This is a genomic window from Klebsiella sp. WP3-W18-ESBL-02, from assembly GCF_014168815.1.
Classification (GTDB): Bacteria; Pseudomonadota; Gammaproteobacteria; order Enterobacterales; family Enterobacteriaceae; genus Kluyvera; species Kluyvera ascorbata_B.
In genome coordinates, this window is record NZ_AP021972.1 from 2305148 (window position 1) to 2322157 (window position 17010).

Annotated in this window: 15 protein-coding genes; 10 read left to right on the plus strand and 5 right to left on the minus strand. The window is 55.9% G+C overall.

What is annotated here, in order from left to right; genetic code table 11:
- Nucleotides 1–142: 142 nt before the first annotated feature.
- Together ispE and lolB are read right to left on the minus strand one after the other, a co-directional pair.
- Entirely contained in the window at nt 143–991 is an 849-nt protein-coding gene (gene ispE / locus H7R56_RS10865; protein ID WP_181357998.1) for a 4-(cytidine 5'-diphospho)-2-C-methyl-D-erythritol kinase, read from the minus strand.
- The gene (gene lolB / locus H7R56_RS10870; RefSeq protein WP_106926666.1) at nt 991–1608 is read right to left on the minus strand and encodes a lipoprotein insertase outer membrane protein LolB; all 618 of its coding nucleotides are present in this window, start codon (nt 1606–1608) and stop codon (nt 991–993) included. The genes ispE and lolB overlap by 1 nt, the downstream gene beginning before the upstream one ends.
- Nucleotides 1609–1814: 206 nt before the next feature.
- Between lolB and hemA the strand changes: the two genes are divergently transcribed.
- Genes hemA through kdsA form a run of 6 tightly spaced genes read left to right on the plus strand, consistent with a single transcriptional unit; the run spans nt 1815 to nt 7148 of the window.
- Entirely contained in the window at nt 1815–3071 is a 1257-nt protein-coding gene (gene hemA / locus H7R56_RS10875; protein ID WP_106926668.1) for a glutamyl-tRNA reductase, read from the plus strand.
- A gap of 35 nt (nt 3072–3106) precedes the next feature.
- Nucleotides 3107–4189 carry a peptide chain release factor 1 gene (gene prfA, locus H7R56_RS10880; protein WP_035891560.1) on the plus strand — a complete coding sequence of 361 codons (1083 nt, stop codon included), beginning with the start codon at nt 3107–3109 and terminating at the stop codon, nt 4187–4189.
- Nucleotides 4189–5040: a peptide chain release factor N(5)-glutamine methyltransferase gene (gene prmC / locus H7R56_RS10885; protein ID WP_182928692.1), complete on the plus strand. Its 852-nt coding sequence runs from the start codon at nt 4189–4191 to the stop codon at nt 5038–5040. The genes prfA and prmC overlap by 1 nt, the downstream gene beginning before the upstream one ends.
- Nucleotides 5037–5429: an invasion regulator SirB2 gene (gene sirB2 / locus H7R56_RS10890; RefSeq protein ID WP_106926672.1), complete on the plus strand. Its 393-nt coding sequence runs from the start codon at nt 5037–5039 to the stop codon at nt 5427–5429. Before prmC ends, sirB2 begins: the two co-directional genes overlap by 4 nt.
- Before the next feature lie 3 nt (nt 5430–5432).
- A complete protein-coding gene (sirB1, locus tag H7R56_RS10895; protein ID WP_106926674.1) occupies nt 5433–6242 on the plus strand; it encodes an invasion regulator SirB1 in 810 nt (269 codons plus the stop codon).
- A gap of 51 nt (nt 6243–6293) precedes the next feature.
- Nucleotides 6294–7148, plus strand: a complete 855-nt coding sequence (gene kdsA / locus H7R56_RS10900; RefSeq protein WP_106926676.1) for a 3-deoxy-8-phosphooctulonate synthase — start codon at nt 6294–6296, stop codon at nt 7146–7148.
- Between the two features lie 142 nt (nt 7149–7290).
- Here kdsA and H7R56_RS10905 read toward each other — a convergent pair whose 3' ends face one another.
- Complete coding sequence (locus H7R56_RS10905) at nt 7291–8991, minus strand: penicillin-binding transpeptidase domain-containing protein (protein ID WP_374956741.1); 1701 nt, start codon at nt 8989–8991, stop codon at nt 7291–7293.
- A 502-nt stretch (nt 8992–9493) separates the two neighbouring features.
- Between H7R56_RS10905 and H7R56_RS10910 the strand changes: the two genes are divergently transcribed.
- The 3 genes from H7R56_RS10910 to H7R56_RS10920 are packed head-to-tail and all read left to right on the plus strand — an operon-like array spanning nt 9494 to nt 11254.
- Nucleotides 9494–10639: a transglutaminase-like domain-containing protein gene (locus tag H7R56_RS10910; RefSeq protein ID WP_106926680.1), complete on the plus strand. Its 1146-nt coding sequence runs from the start codon at nt 9494–9496 to the stop codon at nt 10637–10639.
- Nucleotides 10617–10973, plus strand: a complete 357-nt coding sequence (locus tag H7R56_RS10915) for a hypothetical protein (protein WP_106926682.1) — start codon at nt 10617–10619, stop codon at nt 10971–10973. The genes H7R56_RS10910 and H7R56_RS10915 overlap by 23 nt, the downstream gene beginning before the upstream one ends.
- Complete coding sequence (locus H7R56_RS10920) at nt 10970–11254, plus strand: heavy-metal-associated domain-containing protein (RefSeq protein ID WP_106926684.1); 285 nt, start codon at nt 10970–10972, stop codon at nt 11252–11254. The genes H7R56_RS10915 and H7R56_RS10920 overlap by 4 nt, the downstream gene beginning before the upstream one ends.
- Nucleotides 11255–11408: 154 nt before the next feature.
- Here the strand turns inward: H7R56_RS10920 and ompC are convergent, their stop codons facing one another.
- Both ompC and nifJ read right to left on the minus strand, forming a co-directional pair.
- Nucleotides 11409–12554, minus strand: coding sequence for a porin OmpC (gene ompC / locus H7R56_RS10925; RefSeq protein ID WP_106926686.1), 1146 nt, complete (start codon nt 12552–12554; stop codon nt 11409–11411).
- Between the two features lie 353 nt (nt 12555–12907).
- Complete coding sequence (nifJ, locus tag H7R56_RS10930; protein WP_106926688.1) at nt 12908–16435, minus strand: pyruvate:ferredoxin (flavodoxin) oxidoreductase; 3528 nt, start codon at nt 16433–16435, stop codon at nt 12908–12910.
- Nucleotides 16436–16743: 308 nt separating this feature from the next.
- Between nifJ and H7R56_RS10935 the strand changes: the two genes are divergently transcribed.
- On the plus strand, nt 16744–17010 hold the full coding sequence (locus H7R56_RS10935; protein ID WP_106926690.1) for a putative hemolysin: 267 nt from the start codon (nt 16744–16746) through the stop codon (nt 17008–17010).

Sequence of the window (17010 nt, forward strand, 5' to 3'; positions counted from 1 at the left end):
CGCGATTTCATCCAGGCGGTGTATTAAAGAGCGCGATGCAACGTCTGGAACAGGGTGACGTTGTCACCGGAGCTCAGTTTGCCCGGCTTGGTACTCATCACCATTCTTCTTTCGTCAGCAATACTGACGGAAACCGAATGATTCAGAGCAGGGCTTGCTTCAATGGCGAGAGGTTAACACCTTTTGCCACAAAGCCTTGCAACCATTCCGGGGCTTGCTCAAGCACCTGGCGGGCAGCGAGTTCCGTGTCGAATTCAGCAAAGACACAGGCTCCTGTTCCAGTCAGGCGCGACGGCGCGTATTCTAACAGCCAGGAAAGCACATCATCAACCTCGCGAAAACGTTTTCTTGCGATAACCTCGCAATCATTGCCGAATTCACATTTTAATAACGTTTCTATTGACCTGACCGGGGTATTTCGTGGCAGCTCCGGATCGCGAAAAATGACCGGGGTCGGGATACTGACCCCGGGATGGGCAACCAGGTACCATTTTTCCGCCACCTCAACCGGGGTGAGCACTTCGCCAACCCCTTCGGCAAATGCCGCATGGCCGCGAACAAACACCGGCACGTCGGCACCGAGCGTCAGCCCGATAGCCGCCAGCTCGTCTTCCGACAGCCCGCATCGCCACAGGTGGTTAAGCGCCACCAGCACGGTCGCTGCGTTGGATGAACCACCGCCGAGACCGCCGCCCATCGGCAAACGTTTTTCAATGCTGATATCGGCACCGCTACCGGCTGGCAGGCGCTGCGATGCCGCCGCCGTTTTCATCAACAGCCGCGCGGCGCGAATAATCAGGTTTTCTTCATTCGGCACGCCCTTGACCGGCGTGAGCAGCCGTAGCTGCCCGTCCGAGCGCGGCACAATCGTCAGCGTGTCGCCGTAGTCGAGGAACTGGAACAGCGTCTGCAACGTATGATAGCCGTCAGGGCGCTGCCCGGTGATGTATAAAAACAGGTTGAGCTTGGCAGGTGAGGGCCAGGTGGTCATCATCTTACAATCCAGTTATCCATGCGCAGCTTGATGCGCTGACTGCCTTCGGTCAGCTCCATGTTAGACGGCAGCGCTGGCTGGGTTTTGCTGTCATAGCCGCTGTAGACCACTTTCCAGGTCTTACCGTTTTCGGTGTAGTGCAACTCGCTCAGGCGGTACTGGTCGTCGAGCGTATAGTCGGTAGCGTTGCCCGGCAGGCCGAGGATCCACTGGCGCAGGCTGTTCAGCGGAATCGGCATACCGGTCAGTTTGCCCACCATTTCTTCGCCGTCGGTATCGGTATAGCGCTGGCCTTTATTGTCGGTTAGCTGCGCGGAGCCCGGTCGGCCAATCAGTTCCATTTCGGTGCTGCCCAGCGGGTTGGTCAGCAGCAGACGATAGTTATCCTGGCCGGTTTGCTGCCAGAAGAAACGGGCATACACTTTTTGCTGGTCGGACAAATAGGCGAAAGCGCCGCGCGTCTGATATTGACTCAGTTGGCGCACTTCCTGCTGGTGCTGCTGCCACTGCGGCGAGGTGGGGCTTTTACCAGGGCCTTTCGGTGCATTAACGGTACAGGCGGTAAGAACCAGTGCTGCGAGAGGCAGCAAACGAATCAGGCGAGGCAGGGCCATGATGACAATCCTTGATGTGCGTTACGATTATAACGCTTAATGCTAGCGTCGCCCGTGGGCAGCGTCTACGCTCAAGTTGTCTTAAATCATAAAATTAACCCAGCTTGCCTATTACTCCAAAAGGGGAGCCTCCCTTTTATTGATCTCGCGCATCCTGTATGATGCGCTCAGACTAACCTTATCAACGCTGGTACTACTCCCGCACAATGACCCTTTTAGCTCTTGGCATCAATCATAAAACAGCCCCGGTAGCGCTGCGAGAACGCGTCACGTTTTCGCCAGATACGCTTGACCAGGCGCTGGAGAGCCTGCTGGCTCAGCCAATGGTACAGGGGGGCGTGGTCCTGTCGACCTGTAACCGCACCGAGCTCTATCTCAGCGTAGAAGAGCAGGATAATCAGCATGAAGCGATTATCCGCTGGCTGTGCGATTACCACGGCCTGAATGAAGAAGAACTGCGCCAGAGCCTTTATTGGCACCAGGACAACGACGCCGTCAGCCATCTGATGCGCGTTGCCAGCGGGCTGGACTCGCTGGTGTTGGGCGAGCCGCAAATCTTAGGGCAGGTAAAAAAAGCGTTTGCTGATTCCAGCCGCGGGCATCTGCACGTCAGCGAGCTGGAACGCATGTTCCAGAAATCCTTCTCTGTTGCCAAGCGCGTGCGCACGGAAACGGATATCGGCGCCAGCGCGGTGTCGGTGGCGTTTGCGGCCTGTACCCTGGCGCGACAGATTTTCGAATCGCTCTCGTCGGTCACCGTACTGTTGGTGGGTGCGGGTGAAACCATCGAGCTGGTGGCGCGCCATCTGCGCGAACATCACGTGAAAAAAATGGTGATTGCCAACCGTACCCGCGAACGCGCACAGGTACTGGCCGATGAGGTCGGCGCTGAGGTGATCGCGCTGAGCGACGTCGATGAACGCCTGAAAGAGGCCGACATCATTATCAGTTCTACCGCCAGCCCGCTGCCAATTATCGGTAAAGGGATGGTGGAGCGCGCGCTGAAAGCGCGTCGCAACCAGCCGATGCTGCTGGTGGATATTGCCGTGCCACGTGACGTAGAGCCGGAGGTGGGGAAACTCGCTAACGCCTATCTCTACAGCGTGGACGACCTGCAAAACATTATTCAGAATAACCTTGCGCAGCGTAAAGCCGCGGCGGTACAGGCTGAAACCATCGTCGAGCAGGAAACCAGTGAGTTTATGGCCTGGCTACGCGCGCAAAGCGCCAGCGACATCATTCGTGATTATCGCTCCCAGGCTGAAACGGCGCGTGAGGAACTCACCGCTAAAGCGATCGCCGCGCTCGAACAGGGTGGCGATCCGCAGGTCATCATGCAGGATCTGGCGCGCAAGTTAACCAACCGCCTGATCCACGCGCCAACCAAATCTCTTCAGCAGGCCGCCCGTGACGGGGATGACGAACGCCTGCATATTCTGCGCAACAGCCTCGGGCTGGAGTAGCACAACTCTATTTATAACAAGGTGCATTTACGCCAATGAAGCCTTCTATTGTTGCTAAACTGGAAGCTCTCTACGAGCGCCATGAAGAAGTTCAGGCGCTGCTCGGAGACGCAGCAACTATTGCCGATCAGGACCGTTTCCGCGCGCTGTCCCGCGAATACGCACAGCTGGGCGACGTGGCTCGCTGTTATACCGACTGGCGCCAGGTTCAGGACGATATTGAAACTGCCCAGATGATGCTCGACGACCCGGAAATGCGCGAAATGGCGCAGGAAGAGTTGCAGGAAGCCAAAGCCAAAGAAGAAGAACTGGAGCAACAGCTTCAGGTGCTCCTGCTGCCTCGCGATCCGGACGACGAACGCAATGCTTTCCTTGAAGTACGCGCCGGTACCGGCGGTGATGAAGCAGCGCTGTTTGCCGGCGACCTGTTCCGCATGTACAGCCGCTACGCTGAATCGCGCCGCTGGCGTGTTGAGATCATGAGCGCCAACGAAGGTGAGCACGGTGGTTACAAAGAAGTGATCGCCAAAATCAGCGGTGAAGGCGTTTACGGTCGCCTGAAGTTTGAGTCCGGTGGCCATCGCGTACAGCGCGTTCCGGCCACCGAATCTCAGGGGCGTATTCATACCTCCGCCTGTACCGTGGCCGTGTTGCCAGAGGTGCCGGAAGCGGAATTGCCGGATATCAACCCGGCGGACCTGCGTATCGATACCTTCCGTTCTTCGGGCGCGGGCGGTCAGCACGTTAACACCACCGACTCGGCTATCCGTATTACCCACCTGCCGACCGGCATTGTGGTGGAGTGCCAGGACGAACGTTCGCAGCACAAAAACAAAGCCAAAGCGATGTCAGTGCTGGGCTCGCGTATTCGCGCGGCAGAGATTGCCCGCCGTCAGCAGGCGGAAGCCTCTGAACGCCGCAACCTGCTGGGCAGCGGCGATCGTAGCGATCGTAACCGTACCTACAACTTCCCGCAGGGGCGCGTGACCGATCACCGCATCAACCTGACGCTTTACCGCCTGGACGAAACGATGGAAGGCAAGCTGGATATGCTGATTGAGCCTATCGTGCAGGAATACCAGGCTGACCAGCTGGCGGCGCTGTCCGAGCAGGAATGATGACCTGGAGAGAGTGGCTACAGCAGGCTATCGCGACGCTGCAGGGTGGGGAAAGCCCGCGTCGCGATGCGGAGATCCTGTTAGGGCATGTGATCGGTAAATCGCGCACGCAAATTCTCGCGTTTGATGAAACGACGCTGAGCGCGGCACAGGCGGAAACGCTAACGCAGCTGCTGGCACGGCGACAAAACGGCGAGCCCATTGCCCACCTGGTGGGTAGCCGTGAGTTCTGGTCGCTGCCGCTGTTTGTCTCTCCAGCGACCCTGATCCCTCGCCCGGATACCGAGTGCCTGGTTGAACAGGCGCTGGCGCGTCTGCCGCAGAGGCCGTGCCGGATCCTCGATCTCGGTACCGGCACCGGCGCGGTGGCCCTGGCTCTGGCCAGCGAACGGCCGGACTGCCAGCTGACAGCCGTCGATTATATTGCCGATGCGGCGGCCCTGGCGCAGCGTAACGCGGACCATCTTGGGATAACGAACGTGACGATAATGCAAAGCGATTGGTTCAGCGCGTTGAGCCCACAGCGTTTTGCCATGATTGTCAGCAACCCGCCGTACATTGATGAACAGGACGAACATCTTAGCCAGGGCGACGTGCGCTTTGAACCGAAAACCGCGCTGGTGGCCGGGGATAGCGGTCTGGCCGATTTAGCCCATATCGTTAACCAGGGGCGTGACTGGCTGGAGCCCGGCGGCTATATGCTGCTGGAACATGGCTGGCGGCAGGGGGCGGCGGTTCGCGCGCTCTTTACCTCAGCCGGCTATGCGCAGGTGCAAACCTGCCGTGACTATGGTGACAACGATCGTCTGACGCTGGCGCAGTGGCCTGGCGCTCCGGAGGCACAGGCATGAGTTTTTTCCAGTTTGTGCTCTATTTGCACATCGCGTCGGCGGTGGTTTCCGTCTCCTTTTTCGCACTGCGCTATTGGTGGATGCACCACCGCAGCGCCCTGTTTGAGGCGCGCTGGGTGCGCATTTTACCGCACGCGGTTGACAGCGTGCTGCTGCTCAGCGGCGTCGCGCTGATGGTGATGACGCGCTATTTTCCCTTTACCGAAGAGGGGGGATGGCTGACGGAGAAACTGTTTGGCGTTATCATTTACATCTTTTTGGGGTTTGTCGCGCTTGGACGTCGTCGTCCGCGCAGCCAGCAGAGCAAGTTTATTGCGTTTTTGCTGGCGCTGATGGTGTTGTGCATCATCGTTAAACTCGCCATCACTAAAGTTCCGCTGTTGGGGTAGGGTATGAAGTCACTGGCTGATTTTGAATTTAATAAAGCGCCGCTGTGCGACGGCATGATCCTTATTTCCGAATTAATTCGTGATGATTTCCCGTCGCAGAAGGTGCGCGAGCAGCTCGAGTGCCTGGTGGCGCTGGCGCGGGAAGAGATCAGCCCTTCCTGGACGCTGACGCGCCAGATGGAACGCCTGATTGAGTTGTTCTACCACGAGTGGAACTTTGGCGACTCCTCCGGCGTCTACCGCTTGTCGGATGCGCTGTGGCTGGATCAGGTGCTGAAAAATCGTCAGGGCAGCGCCGTGGCGCTCGGTGCGATTGTGCTGTGGATCGCCGGGCATCTGGATATTCCGGTGGTGCCGGTGATTTTCCCGACCCAGCTGCTGCTGCGCGCCGACGTCGACAACGAAGAGCTGTGGCTGATCAACCCGTTTAACGGCGACACGCTTGACGAGCATACGCTCGACGTGTGGCTGAAGGGCAACATCAGCCCGATGGCGGAGCTGTTCAATGAGGATCTCGATGAAGCGGATAACGCCGAAGTGGTGCGTAAACTGCTCGACACGCTGAAATCGGCGCTCATGGAAGAGCGGCAGATGGAGCTGGCGCTGCGTACCAGCGAGGCGTTGTTGCAGTTTAACCCGGAAGATCCCTACGAAATTCGCGACCGCGGGCTGATTTATGCCCAGCTGGAATGTGAGCACATCGCACTGAACGATTTAAACTATTTCGTTGAGCAATGTCCGGAAGACCCGATCAGCGAAATGATTCGCGCGCAGATTAACACCATCGCGCATAAACAAATTACTCTTCACTAAACGGGAAAAATCCCGGTTATAATCGCGGAAATACCCTAACAAGGCGATCTTATGAAAGAAAAAGTGGTTAGCATTGGTGATATCAAGGTAGCAAACGATCTGCCGTTTGTTCTGTTTGGCGGCATGAACGTGCTGGAGTCACGCGACCTGGCGATGCGTATTTGCGAACACTACGTGACCGTGACCCAGAAGCTGGGCATCCCTTACGTGTTTAAAGCTTCATTTGATAAAGCCAACCGTTCCTCTATCCACTCTTACCGCGGCCCAGGCCTGGAAGAGGGGATGAAAATTTTCCAGGAGCTGAAGCAAACCTTCGGCGTGAAAATCATCACTGACGTGCACGAAGCCAGCCAGGCGCAGCCGGTTGCCGACGTGGTGGACGTGATTCAGCTGCCAGCGTTCCTCGCTCGTCAGACTGACCTGGTGGAAGCCATGGCCAAAACCGGCGCGGTCATTAACGTGAAGAAGCCGCAGTTTGTTAGCCCGGGCCAGATGGGTAACATCGTGGACAAATTCATCGAAGGCGGCAACGACAAAGTGATTCTTTGCGACCGTGGTTCTAACTTCGGTTATGACAACCTGGTCGTTGATATGCTGGGCTTTGGCGTAATGAAAAAAGCGTCCAACAACTCGCCGGTTATCTTCGACGTCACCCACTCGCTGCAGTGCCGCGACCCGTTTGGCGCCGCAAGCGGCGGCCGTCGTGCGCAGGTCACCGAACTGGCGCGCGCCGGTATGGCGGTGGGAATTGCCGGTCTGTTCATTGAAGCGCATCCGGATCCGGACCATGCGCGCTGCGACGGCCCGTCCGCGCTGCCGCTGGCGAAGCTGGAACCGTTCCTGAGGCAGATGAAAGCAATTGACGATCTGGTGAAAGGTTTCGACGAACTGGATACCAGCAAGTAATCATTGCTGAGGTCTGAAAAAACCGCTCCGCGTTCAACGGGGCGGTTTTTTTTGCGTCATTGATAACAAAAAAGGCCGCTGGCTATGACCCCAGCGGCCCATTTCGGGCGCACGCCGCCGTGCGGCAGCCTGATGGTATGAGCTACTGCAACAGCGCGTCCGGGGCAATATTCATATTTTTCAGCACGGGCCCCATAATGTTGCCAAATATTGGTGCTGCTACCGACCCCCCGAAGTGGGTACCGGCCGTCGGGTTATTCACCACGACGACCAGCGCCACTTCCGGATGGCTGACCGGCGCGACGCCAGCGGTGTAGTTCACGTAGCCGCCGTCATATTTGCCGCTGTCACCCAGCTTTTCCGCGGTCCCCGTTTTGGTTGCCAGACGGTATCCCGGCACCGCTGCGCGTACGCCGCTGCCGCCGGGCAGCACGTCGCTCTCCATCATGTGCACCACCGTTTTGACAATTGACGGATCGGCAATCTGCTGGCCGATAACCGGCGGAGTCACTTTGGTAATGGATAGCGGGCGATAGATACCAAATGACCCGAGGGTGGCATATTCACGTGCAATTTGCAGCGGCGTCACGCGGAGCCCATAGCCAAAGGAGAAGGTGGCGCGTTCGATATCGGCCCACTGCTGGCGATGCAGCGGGAAGTAGCCAACGCTTTCGCCGGTCAATCCCAGACCGGTTGGCTTACCCAGCCCAAAAGCGTGGTAGGTATCAACCAGCGCCTGGGCCGGCATGGCCAGCGCAATATGCGACACGCCAATATCGCTCGATTTTTGCAGAATACCGGTCGGCGTGAGCTGCGGCCAGTGACCCACGTCGCGGATCAGGTGCCCGTTGACGCGGTAGGGCGTGGTATCAAGCAGGGTATTGGGCTGAATAATATGCCTTTCCAGGCCTTCGATGATCACTAATGGCTTCACCGTTGAACCGGGCTCAAAGCTGTCGTTAATCGCCACGTCACGCATTTGCAATGGGGTGGCGTTATCAAAGTTATTGGGGTTGTAAGAGGGATACGAAGCCATCGCCAGGATTTCGCCGGTGTCGATTTTCACCAGCACCGCCGCGCCGGAGTCGGCCTTGTTCAGCAGAACGCCTTCACGAAGTTTGCTGTACAGCGTGTACTGATCGAATTTATCGATACTGAGCTGAACGGTAGGTGGCTGTTTCGGCGCATCGTAATCCAGAACGCTGATAATATCGCCGTTGGCATCCTTGCGATAAATTTCTTTGCCCGGCTCACCCTGTAAAATAGTATCGTAGCCTTTTTCAACACCGTTGAGCCCCGTATTATCGGCGCCCACAATACCTATTAGTGGGGCTGCCGCTTCGCCCATTGGGTAGAAGCGGCTGTCGTCATAAATTTCGCTGATGCCCTTTATATGCAGATCGGCGATATCCTTAGCAATCCCGAGCTCAACTTTTCGCTCAAGGAAAAGAAAATGACGCCGGGAATTCTGGTAAATTTTGTTCGCAATTTGATCGGTGGTGGTATTCAGCGCTGCGGCGAGATATTGCCATTTTGCATCGCGAAAATTGGGGCTGGCCTCAACGATTTTCACCGGATCGACCACCACGTCACGCGACGGGACGCTCATGGCCAATGCTTCGCCATCGCGATCGACCAGCGTACCGCGGTTGGTGGGCAGTACCACGGTGCGCAGCGAGCGCTGATCCGCCTCTTTTGCCAGCATCGGGTGGTTCAGAAACTGCAGATCGGCGACCCTTACCAGTAAAACGCCGAGGCAGCCAAGAATACCAAGACAGATTATTGTGTAACGAGACGTAATAAATGAGTCTTTATTTTGCTTTTCTGTTGATTTTCTTTTCATTTGTAACATAAAACCACATGAATTTTTATTTTTTATAATCAATTGCCGCCAGTCGTGATTTATCAACGGCTGCCACGATGCAATTTAAAACCCATTGTCAGGCGAACTCGTGAAACAGTTTACAGGTAACGTCATTGATAACAAGCCATTAAGTTAACATATTATTTCAGCGCTAATGGCGTATTGCCGGTGAGCTGATTAACAATAATTGATGAGAAATTACGCAAGCGTGTGCCAATAAATTTACCTGGGGTTGAATTTCGGTGAGCGTGCTTTTCCGTTATTTACTTCATGCTGGCTGAATATTATAGGAGCCATCCGCAGGTTTGCTCATCTTTTTCGAGTTGTTATAACATTACGCAGGCGGGGCGTGATTTTAACCGATGATGCCGTTTGCATCCTCATATCCATTGTCGTGCTGAATACATGGCCGCATAATAGCGCCCAGCCTCCGCAGGTGCGGGGTGAAGCGCCAGCTTTTTCTGGTGATGAAGGATACACAATGCAAAGGCGTAACTTCCTGAAAGGCGCTGCGGCCCTGTCCACGCTGGGTCTGGTCAGTCCGGTTTTTGCCAAAACTGAAGCGAAAGCGCAGCCTGCCGTCTCTTCTTCCGGCAAATACCGCCGTTTTGTGATGACGCAAACCTATAGCCTGAAGGCCCCGCAAGGTTCTTCTGGCAAGGTGAATTTGTGGATCCCTATCCCAGAAGATACCGCCTTCCAGCAGCTGCTGAACCTCTCTTTCAGCGGTAATTACCAGAGCGCGACGTTAAATGCTAATAATCGCTATGGTGCGAAAGTGCTGTTTGTGACCTGGCCATCATCTGACGGGGCGCTGGATATCAAAGTCGAAATGGACATTGAAACGCGCGACTGGGAGGTGCTGAAAGACAATCGCCTGGCTGATTGGCAGCTGCCGGTCGCCGGCGCCGTGATCCCCGACGAGATCAAGCCTTTCCTGCTGGCCACGCCGCACATTCCGGTTGATGGCCTGGTGAAAGAGACTGCGCTGAAAATTATTGCCGATGAAAAAGCGCCGCTCAAGCAGGCGCGTCTGATTCACAACTGGGTGAGCACCCATATGCATCGTGATGATGCGGTGATTGGCTGCGGCACCGGCGACGTCGGCGAAATTCTCAAAACCAACAAGCTGGGCGGCAAATGTACCGATATCAACTCGGTGTTTGTGGCGCTGTGCCGCGCGGTCGGCATTCCGGCGCGTGAAATGTTCGGCATCCGCTTAGGTGCCAGCCGTAAGCTGAACGGCTACTCGACGAAAGCCTTCGGCAGCGCCGACGATAAAGGTGTGGCCAAAATCAGCGGTGGTCAACACTGCCGCGCCATGTTCTGGCTGGCTGGTTTTGGCTGGATGCCCGCAGATCCGGCGGATGTGACCAAAATGCGTTTGACGGAGAAAAAAGAGAACGGCGATCCGGCGGTGACGGCAGTGAACGATTACCTGTTTGGTAACTGGGAAATGAACTGGGTCGGCTTTAACCACGCGCGGGATTTCGCGCTGTCACCTGCCGCAGAGCAGGGCGACGTGAACAATCTGGGCTACCCTTACGCCGAAGTGGATGGCGATCCGCTGAACTTCTACGATCCGGCCGCCTTTAGTTACGATTATGTCAGCGTCGAACAGCATTAAGGGCGGGCTGCTGACGCTGCTGGCGGCGGTGATCGCCGCCGGCGCATCAACGCTGTGCTGCATCGGGCCGCTGTTGTATCTGGTGTTTGGCATATCGGCGGCGGGGCTGGTGGGTATTCCCGGTGCCTCGTGGCTACAGATTCCGATGGTGATCGTCGCTCTGGGGCTGATGGCGCGCGGGTTCTGGCGCTTGCATCTGTCGGCTAAGCCGGTATGCGTGAACGTGGTAAGCCGTCGGGTGCTGGTGTGGTTGTACTGGCTGGCGGTGCCGCTGGTGCTGGCGTTAATCACTTATCCTTACGTTTTGCCCTGGGTCTGGGAGTGGATGGAATGAAAAAAGCGATTTGTCTGGCGCTGCTGATGTTTACGCCGTTTGGCTGGGCGGCCGATAAGCTGGTCACCATTGATGTTGGCGAAATGAACTGCCCGCTGTGTGTGATTTCCATTAACCAGGCTTTGCGCAGTACCGAGGGCGTTATTAAGGCTAAGGCTTCGCTGAAAACGCGTCAGGCGCAGGTGGTGGTGCCCGAAAACTTTGATAATCAGCGGCTATTAGCGGCCATTGCTAAAACCGGATTCAAAGGGGAAATCCACGGCGAAAGCGTGGTGCAGTAAATAAAGAAAACCCGCCGGCAATGACCGTCATGCTTGCGCAGGCCGGATTAGCATCCGGCACACTGCGCGCTGATTGCCGGATGGCGGCGTAAAACGCCTTATCCGGCCTACCGTTCCTGACCGATCGGCATTAGCGGCGGGTTCTTATATCGTCTTAGAACTGGTAAACCAGACCCATCGCGACAACGTTATCGGTGTTGATACCGTTTTCCTGATAGAAGGTATCGTTGCCGTCAAGCAGGTTGATTTTATAATCCACGTAGGTGGACATATTCTTATTAAAGTAATAAGTCGCGCCCAGATCCAGGTATTTCACCAGGTCTTTGTCGCCGACTGCGTTTGCTTTTACATTGTTGTTGCCGGTGTATAAATCCTTACCTTTAGATTGCAGATAAGAGATTGCCGGGCGCAGACCAAAATCGAACTGGTATTGTGCGGTAACTTCAATGTTCTGCGTTTTGTTGGCCACGCCGTTATCATCACCGTATGGCGTCATATTACGCGTTTCTGAATACATAGATGCAAGGTAAAGGTTATTGGCGTCGTATTTCAGAGCGACGGTCCATGCGTCTGCTTTATCGCCATCGGCAGTGGTATCTGTTTTCTGCGCGTTAGTACGATCGGAAGTCGCGTACGCGGCCGAAGCGCTCACGCCCATCCCCAGATTGTAAGAGGTGGACAGACCGAAGCCGTCACCGTTGTCTTTACGGACATTGCCGTCAGAACGGTTGTTTGTGCCATAGCTATTGTCGCCTTCGCCACCCTGGTTTTCATTTTTACCCTGATACTGCAGAGCAAAGTTCAGACCGTCGACCAGACCGAAGAAGTCGTTGTTGCGATAAGTCGCTACGCCGTTGGCGCGGCCAGTCATAAAGTTATCCGCGTTGGTGTAAGTGTCGCCGCCGAACTCTGGCAGCATGTCGGTCCAGCCTTCAACGTCGTACAATACGCCATAGTTACGACCGTAGTCGAATGAGCCGTAATTACCGAAGCGCAGGCCCGCGAATCCCAGACGGGTCCACGCGTTGCCCGTATCGCTTTCTTCGGTATTGGCCTGAACGTTGTATTCCCACTGGCCGTAACCGGTCAGCATCTCGTTAATTTGTGTTTCGCCCTTGAAACCGAAACGAACATAGCTCTGATCGCCATCAGAGCCGGAATTATTAGAAAAATAATGCAGACCATCTACCTTGCCGTAGATGTCTAATTTATTGCCGTCTTTATTATAAACTTCTGCGGCATGGGCTGCGCCTACGGTGAGCAGGGCAGGAATGATGAGGGCCAGTACTTTTCTGTTCATTGAGTATATTCCTTTAGTATTTTTATTTGTGCGCTTCCCGATACAGGAAGTATGGCCATGCTAATAGAGAAAAATTCGAGAGGGTAAATAATATTTGTAACGCGATAAGTAAAATCTAAAGGAGGTGAGTCAATTGAAATGGTAATAATTTTGGTGAATGATTTATCAAAATATATACAAATTTAAAATTATACAAGTAACGATATATAACGTAAGTTGCGGCCGTTATATGCCTTTATTCTTCCGTGATTTATTTATGTTGCCGTGTGTCATTATTCTTATTCGTTATCTTAAATGACAAGCCCGAATAACTATTCGGGCTTTTTTATGGTTTCAGAATGACCTTAGAGCGGTTATTCCTGTGGCGCTGGTTTTTCCGCTTTTCCGGCCATCATGGCAAGGAAGTCGTAGCGTTTTTGCAGATCCTCTGCAGCGTCTTTCCACAGCTGCTCTGCCACCTCTGGCTGCTGGCTGTTCAGGCGACGGAAACGCTGCTCGTTCATCAGCGTTTCGGCCAGCGCGTCTGACGGCGGACGTGAGTCCAGCGCCAGCGGAATCTTGCCTTCATCGGCGCGACGCGGGTCAAAGCGGAACAGCGGCCAGAATCCGGTCGCGGTGAGCTGACGCATCTGATCGTGGCTGAGCGCCAGATCGTAACCGTGCTCCTCGCATGGGCTATAGGCGATGATAATCGATGGCCCCGGGTAGGACTCCGCTTCCTGGATAGCTTTCACCGTCTGGTTAAGCTGTGCGCCGAGCGAAATTTGCGCCACGTACACATGACCGTACATCATCATGCTGACGCCCAAATCCTTACGCGCCTTGCGCTTGCCGTGCTCACCAAATTTGGTGACCGCGCCGAGCGGGGTCGCTTTTGAGGCTTGCCCGCCGGTGTTGGAATAACACTGGGTATCAAGCACCAGAATATTGACGTTTTCGGTCAGACTCATGACATGGTCCAGACCGCCGAAACCGATGTCGTAGGCCCAGCCGTCGCCGCCAATAAGCCAGATGGATTTCTCAACCAATGCGTCCGCATCGGTCAGCAGCTCTTCGGCGCCTTCTACGCCGCTAAGCGCGCTGCGTAAGGCGGCAACCTGCTCACGACGCACTTCTGGCGTTGCATCCGCGTGCAGCGCGTCGTTGAGTTCTGCCGGAATATGCTCGGCAAAACCGTCCAGCAGGCGCATCACGCGCTGACGATGTTGATCGACCGTTAAGCGGAAGCCCAGGCCAAACTCGGCGTTGTCTTCAAACAGGGAGTTAGCCCACGCCGGCCCGCGGCCGTTAGCATCGGTGGTGTACGGCGTCGAAGGCAGGTTACCACCGTAAATGGAAGAACAGCCGGTGGCGTTGGCAATCAGCATACGGTCGCCGTATAGCTGAGTCAGCAGTTTGATATACGGCGTTTCGCCGCAGCCGGAGCAGGCGCCGGAGTATTCAAACAGCGGAGTGATAAGCTGGGAGGTACGAATATCAATGCGCTCCAGCTTGCTGCGGTCGATTTCCGGCAGTTCGAGGAAGAAGTCATAGTTCACTTTCTCTTCTTCTACGTGTTCCAGACGCGACATCATGTTGATGGCTTTGATATCCGGATTCTGTCGGTCTTTTGCCGGACAGACTTCAACGCACAGATTACAGCCGGTGCAGTCCTCTGGCGCCACCTGTAAGACATATTTCTGACCGCGCATGTCGCGCGACTTCACGTCGAGAGAGTGTAGGGAGGCCGGGGCGTTATCCATGGCTTCCGGCGACACCACCTTCGCGCGGATGGCCGAGTGCGGGCAGGCGGCAACGCAGTGGTTACACTGGGTGCAAAGATCTTCTTTCCAGATAGGAATCTCTTCGGCAATGTTGCGTTTTTCCCAGCGGGTGGTGCCGACAGGCCAGGTACCATCCGGCGGCAGGGCAGATACCGGCAGCGCGTCGCCAAGACCGGCCAGCATCGCCGCGGTGACCGTTTTGACAAAGTCCGGAGCGGCGTCGGAGACCACCGGCGGGCGATTAGGGCTGCTGGCGTTAACCTGCTGTAGCGGAACCTCAAACAGCGATTCACGGGCCAGCGCCAGCGCCTGCCAGTTACGCTCAACCAGATCCTGACCTTTGCTGCTGTAGCTTTTGGCAATGGCGTTTTGCAACTCCATTAGCGCGCTATCGCCCGGCAGAATCTGCGTGAGGTGGAAGAAGGCCATCTGCATAACGGTATTAATTCGCGCCGCCAGGCCGCATTCACGGGCGATTTTCGCCGCATTGATCACGTAGAAGCGCGCCTGTTTCTGGTTCAGTACGGCCTGCACTTCCTGCGGCAAGCGCGCCCAGACTTCATCGGCGCTGTAGGGCGTATTGAGCAGGAAAATACCGCCGGGCTTCAGGCGCTCGGCCATCTGGTATTTATCGATAAACTGCAGCTGATGGCAGCCGACAAAATCGGCCTGTGCCACCAGATAGGCAGAACGGATCGGCTCGTCGCTGACGCGCAGGTGAGAGACCGTCAGGCCGCCCGCCTTTTTGGAGTCATAGACGAAGTACCCTTGCGCAAACCATGGCGTGGAGTTACCGATAATCTTAATGTTGTTTTTGGTCGCAGAGACGCTGCCGTCGCTGCCCAGTCCGTAGAACAGCGCTTCCAGACGTGCGCGCGACGGTAAAGTGTTTTCTACCTGCGGCAAGGAGAGATGGGTTACGTCATCGTAGATACCGACGGTGAAGCGTGGCTTCGGCTTGGCCGCCGTCAATTCGTTGAAAATAGACAGCACGCAGTCCGGGCCGAACTCTTTTGAAGAGAGCCCGTAGCGGCCGCCAATCACGCGCGGCAGCGTTTCGCGCTCGCCCTGGTTAAAGGCTTCCGCTAGCGCGGTCATGACGTCGAGATACAGCGGTTCGGCCTGAGCCCCCGGCTCTTTAGTGCGATCGAGGACCGCCACGCTGCGCACGCTTTCCGGTAGCGCCTGCAGAAGGTGCGCTGCGGAGAACGGGCGATACAGGCGAACTTTCAGTACGCCGACCTTCTCACCGCGGCTCAGCAGTTCATCTACCACTTCCTCGCAGGTACCAATCGCTGACCCCATAATCACAATGACGCGTTCAGCCTGCGGATGACCGTAGTATTCGAACGGTTTGTAACGCCGGCCGGTGGCATCGGCAAAATCATCCATCGCCTGCTCAACGTGGTCGTAAACCGCGTTGTACCACGGGTTAGTGGCTTCACGAGACTGGAAATAAGTGTCCGGGTTTGCCGAGGTACCGCGGATAACCGGGTGTTCAGGATTGAGGGCGCGGGCGCGGTGAGCGGTGATGTCTTCCTGCGGTAACAGGCTGCGAATCGTATCGTCGGCCAACGGCACGATCTTGTTGATCTCGTGTGAGGTGCGGAAACCATCAAAGAAGTGAATAAACGGTACGCGGCTTTTCAGCGTAGCGATATGGGCAATCAGCGCAAAGTCCTGCGCTTCCTGCACGCTGCTGGCGCACAGCATCGCACAGCCGGTCTGGCGTACGGCCATGACATCAGAATGGTCGCCAAAAATCGACAGCGCGTGGGTGGCGACGGTACGTGCTGCAACGTGCAACACAAAAGGCGTCAGCTGTCCGGCGAGCTTATACAGCGTGGGGATCATCAGCAGGAGGCCCTGCGATGAGGTAAAGGACGTTGACAGGGCACCCGTTTGTAGCGCCCCGTGTACGGCGGCAATCGCGCCTGCCTCCGACTGCATCTCGACCACGCGCGGCACGTCGCCCCAGACGTTCTTAAGCCCGTTGCCCGCCCAGGCGTCAGCCTGTTCAGCCATGGTTGAGCTTGGCGTGATCGGATAAATGGCGATGACTTCGCTGGTACGGAACGCCACCGAGGCGACCGCGCCATTACCATCAATTGTGATCATGGATTATGACACCTTACATTGCGCAAAAAAGTGGTCCGCGGGAGCGCCGCCAACCGGGAAATTGTTCGTCATTGACACATCGCTCTTGAGGATGATGTTAAGGAAAGTCTAGCAAACCTCGGGCTGAATCATTTTTGCTTTTGTGTCCTAAGGGGGCGTCGATATCAATGAGGCGAATGATTTTCGCCACAAAATTGCCAGAAAATGTTTCTACAGCGCATAAATGCGCACTTCGTCTCTCGACGGAGCGGCTCGCGCTGCCTATGATGCTTAGGTTTGTTCTTATTTTTGCAATACGGAGAGAAGAGATGCGAGCTGCGTTTTTAGTGGGGTGTGCGGCGCTATTATTATCTGCGTGCAGCAGTGAGCCCGTTCAGCAGGCGACTGCCGCACACGTTACGCCGGGAATCAGAGCGGCGATGTCCAGCACTGGTGAAGCCAACTGCGCGATGATTGGCGGCTCACTTTCTGCCGCGCGCCAGCTGGACGGCTCCAGTATCGGTATGTGCGCGCTGCCAAACGGCAAACGCTGCAGCGAACAGTCGCTTGCCGTTGGCACCTGCGGTAATTACTAA

Excerpts from the sequence above, each read along its gene's own strand:
- ispE (WP_181357998.1), bottom strand. The coding sequence starts at position 991 with ATGACCACCTGGCCCTCACCTGCCAAGCTCAACCTGTTTTTATACATC.
- lolB (WP_106926666.1), bottom strand. The coding sequence starts at position 1,608 with ATGGCCCTGCCTCGCCTGATTCGTTTGCTGCCTCTCGCAGCACTGGTT.
- hemA (WP_106926668.1), top strand. The coding sequence starts at position 1,815 with ATGACCCTTTTAGCTCTTGGCATCAATCATAAAACAGCCCCGGTAGCG.
- prfA (WP_035891560.1), top strand. The coding sequence starts at position 3,107 with ATGAAGCCTTCTATTGTTGCTAAACTGGAAGCTCTCTACGAGCGCCAT.
- prmC (WP_182928692.1), top strand. The coding sequence starts at position 4,189 with ATGACCTGGAGAGAGTGGCTACAGCAGGCTATCGCGACGCTGCAGGGT.
- sirB2 (WP_106926672.1), top strand. The coding sequence starts at position 5,037 with ATGAGTTTTTTCCAGTTTGTGCTCTATTTGCACATCGCGTCGGCGGTG.
- sirB1 (WP_106926674.1), top strand. The coding sequence starts at position 5,433 with ATGAAGTCACTGGCTGATTTTGAATTTAATAAAGCGCCGCTGTGCGAC.
- kdsA (WP_106926676.1), top strand. The coding sequence starts at position 6,294 with ATGAAAGAAAAAGTGGTTAGCATTGGTGATATCAAGGTAGCAAACGAT.
- H7R56_RS10905 (WP_374956741.1), bottom strand. The coding sequence starts at position 8,991 with ATGAAAAGAAAATCAACAGAAAAGCAAAATAAAGACTCATTTATTACG.
- H7R56_RS10910 (WP_106926680.1), top strand. The coding sequence starts at position 9,494 with ATGCAAAGGCGTAACTTCCTGAAAGGCGCTGCGGCCCTGTCCACGCTG.
- H7R56_RS10915 (WP_106926682.1), top strand. The coding sequence starts at position 10,617 with ATGTCAGCGTCGAACAGCATTAAGGGCGGGCTGCTGACGCTGCTGGCG.
- H7R56_RS10920 (WP_106926684.1), top strand. The coding sequence starts at position 10,970 with ATGAAAAAAGCGATTTGTCTGGCGCTGCTGATGTTTACGCCGTTTGGC.
- ompC (WP_106926686.1), bottom strand. The coding sequence starts at position 12,554 with ATGAACAGAAAAGTACTGGCCCTCATCATTCCTGCCCTGCTCACCGTA.
- nifJ (WP_106926688.1), bottom strand. The coding sequence starts at position 16,435 with ATGATCACAATTGATGGTAATGGCGCGGTCGCCTCGGTGGCGTTCCGT.
- H7R56_RS10935 (WP_106926690.1), top strand. The coding sequence starts at position 16,744 with ATGCGAGCTGCGTTTTTAGTGGGGTGTGCGGCGCTATTATTATCTGCG.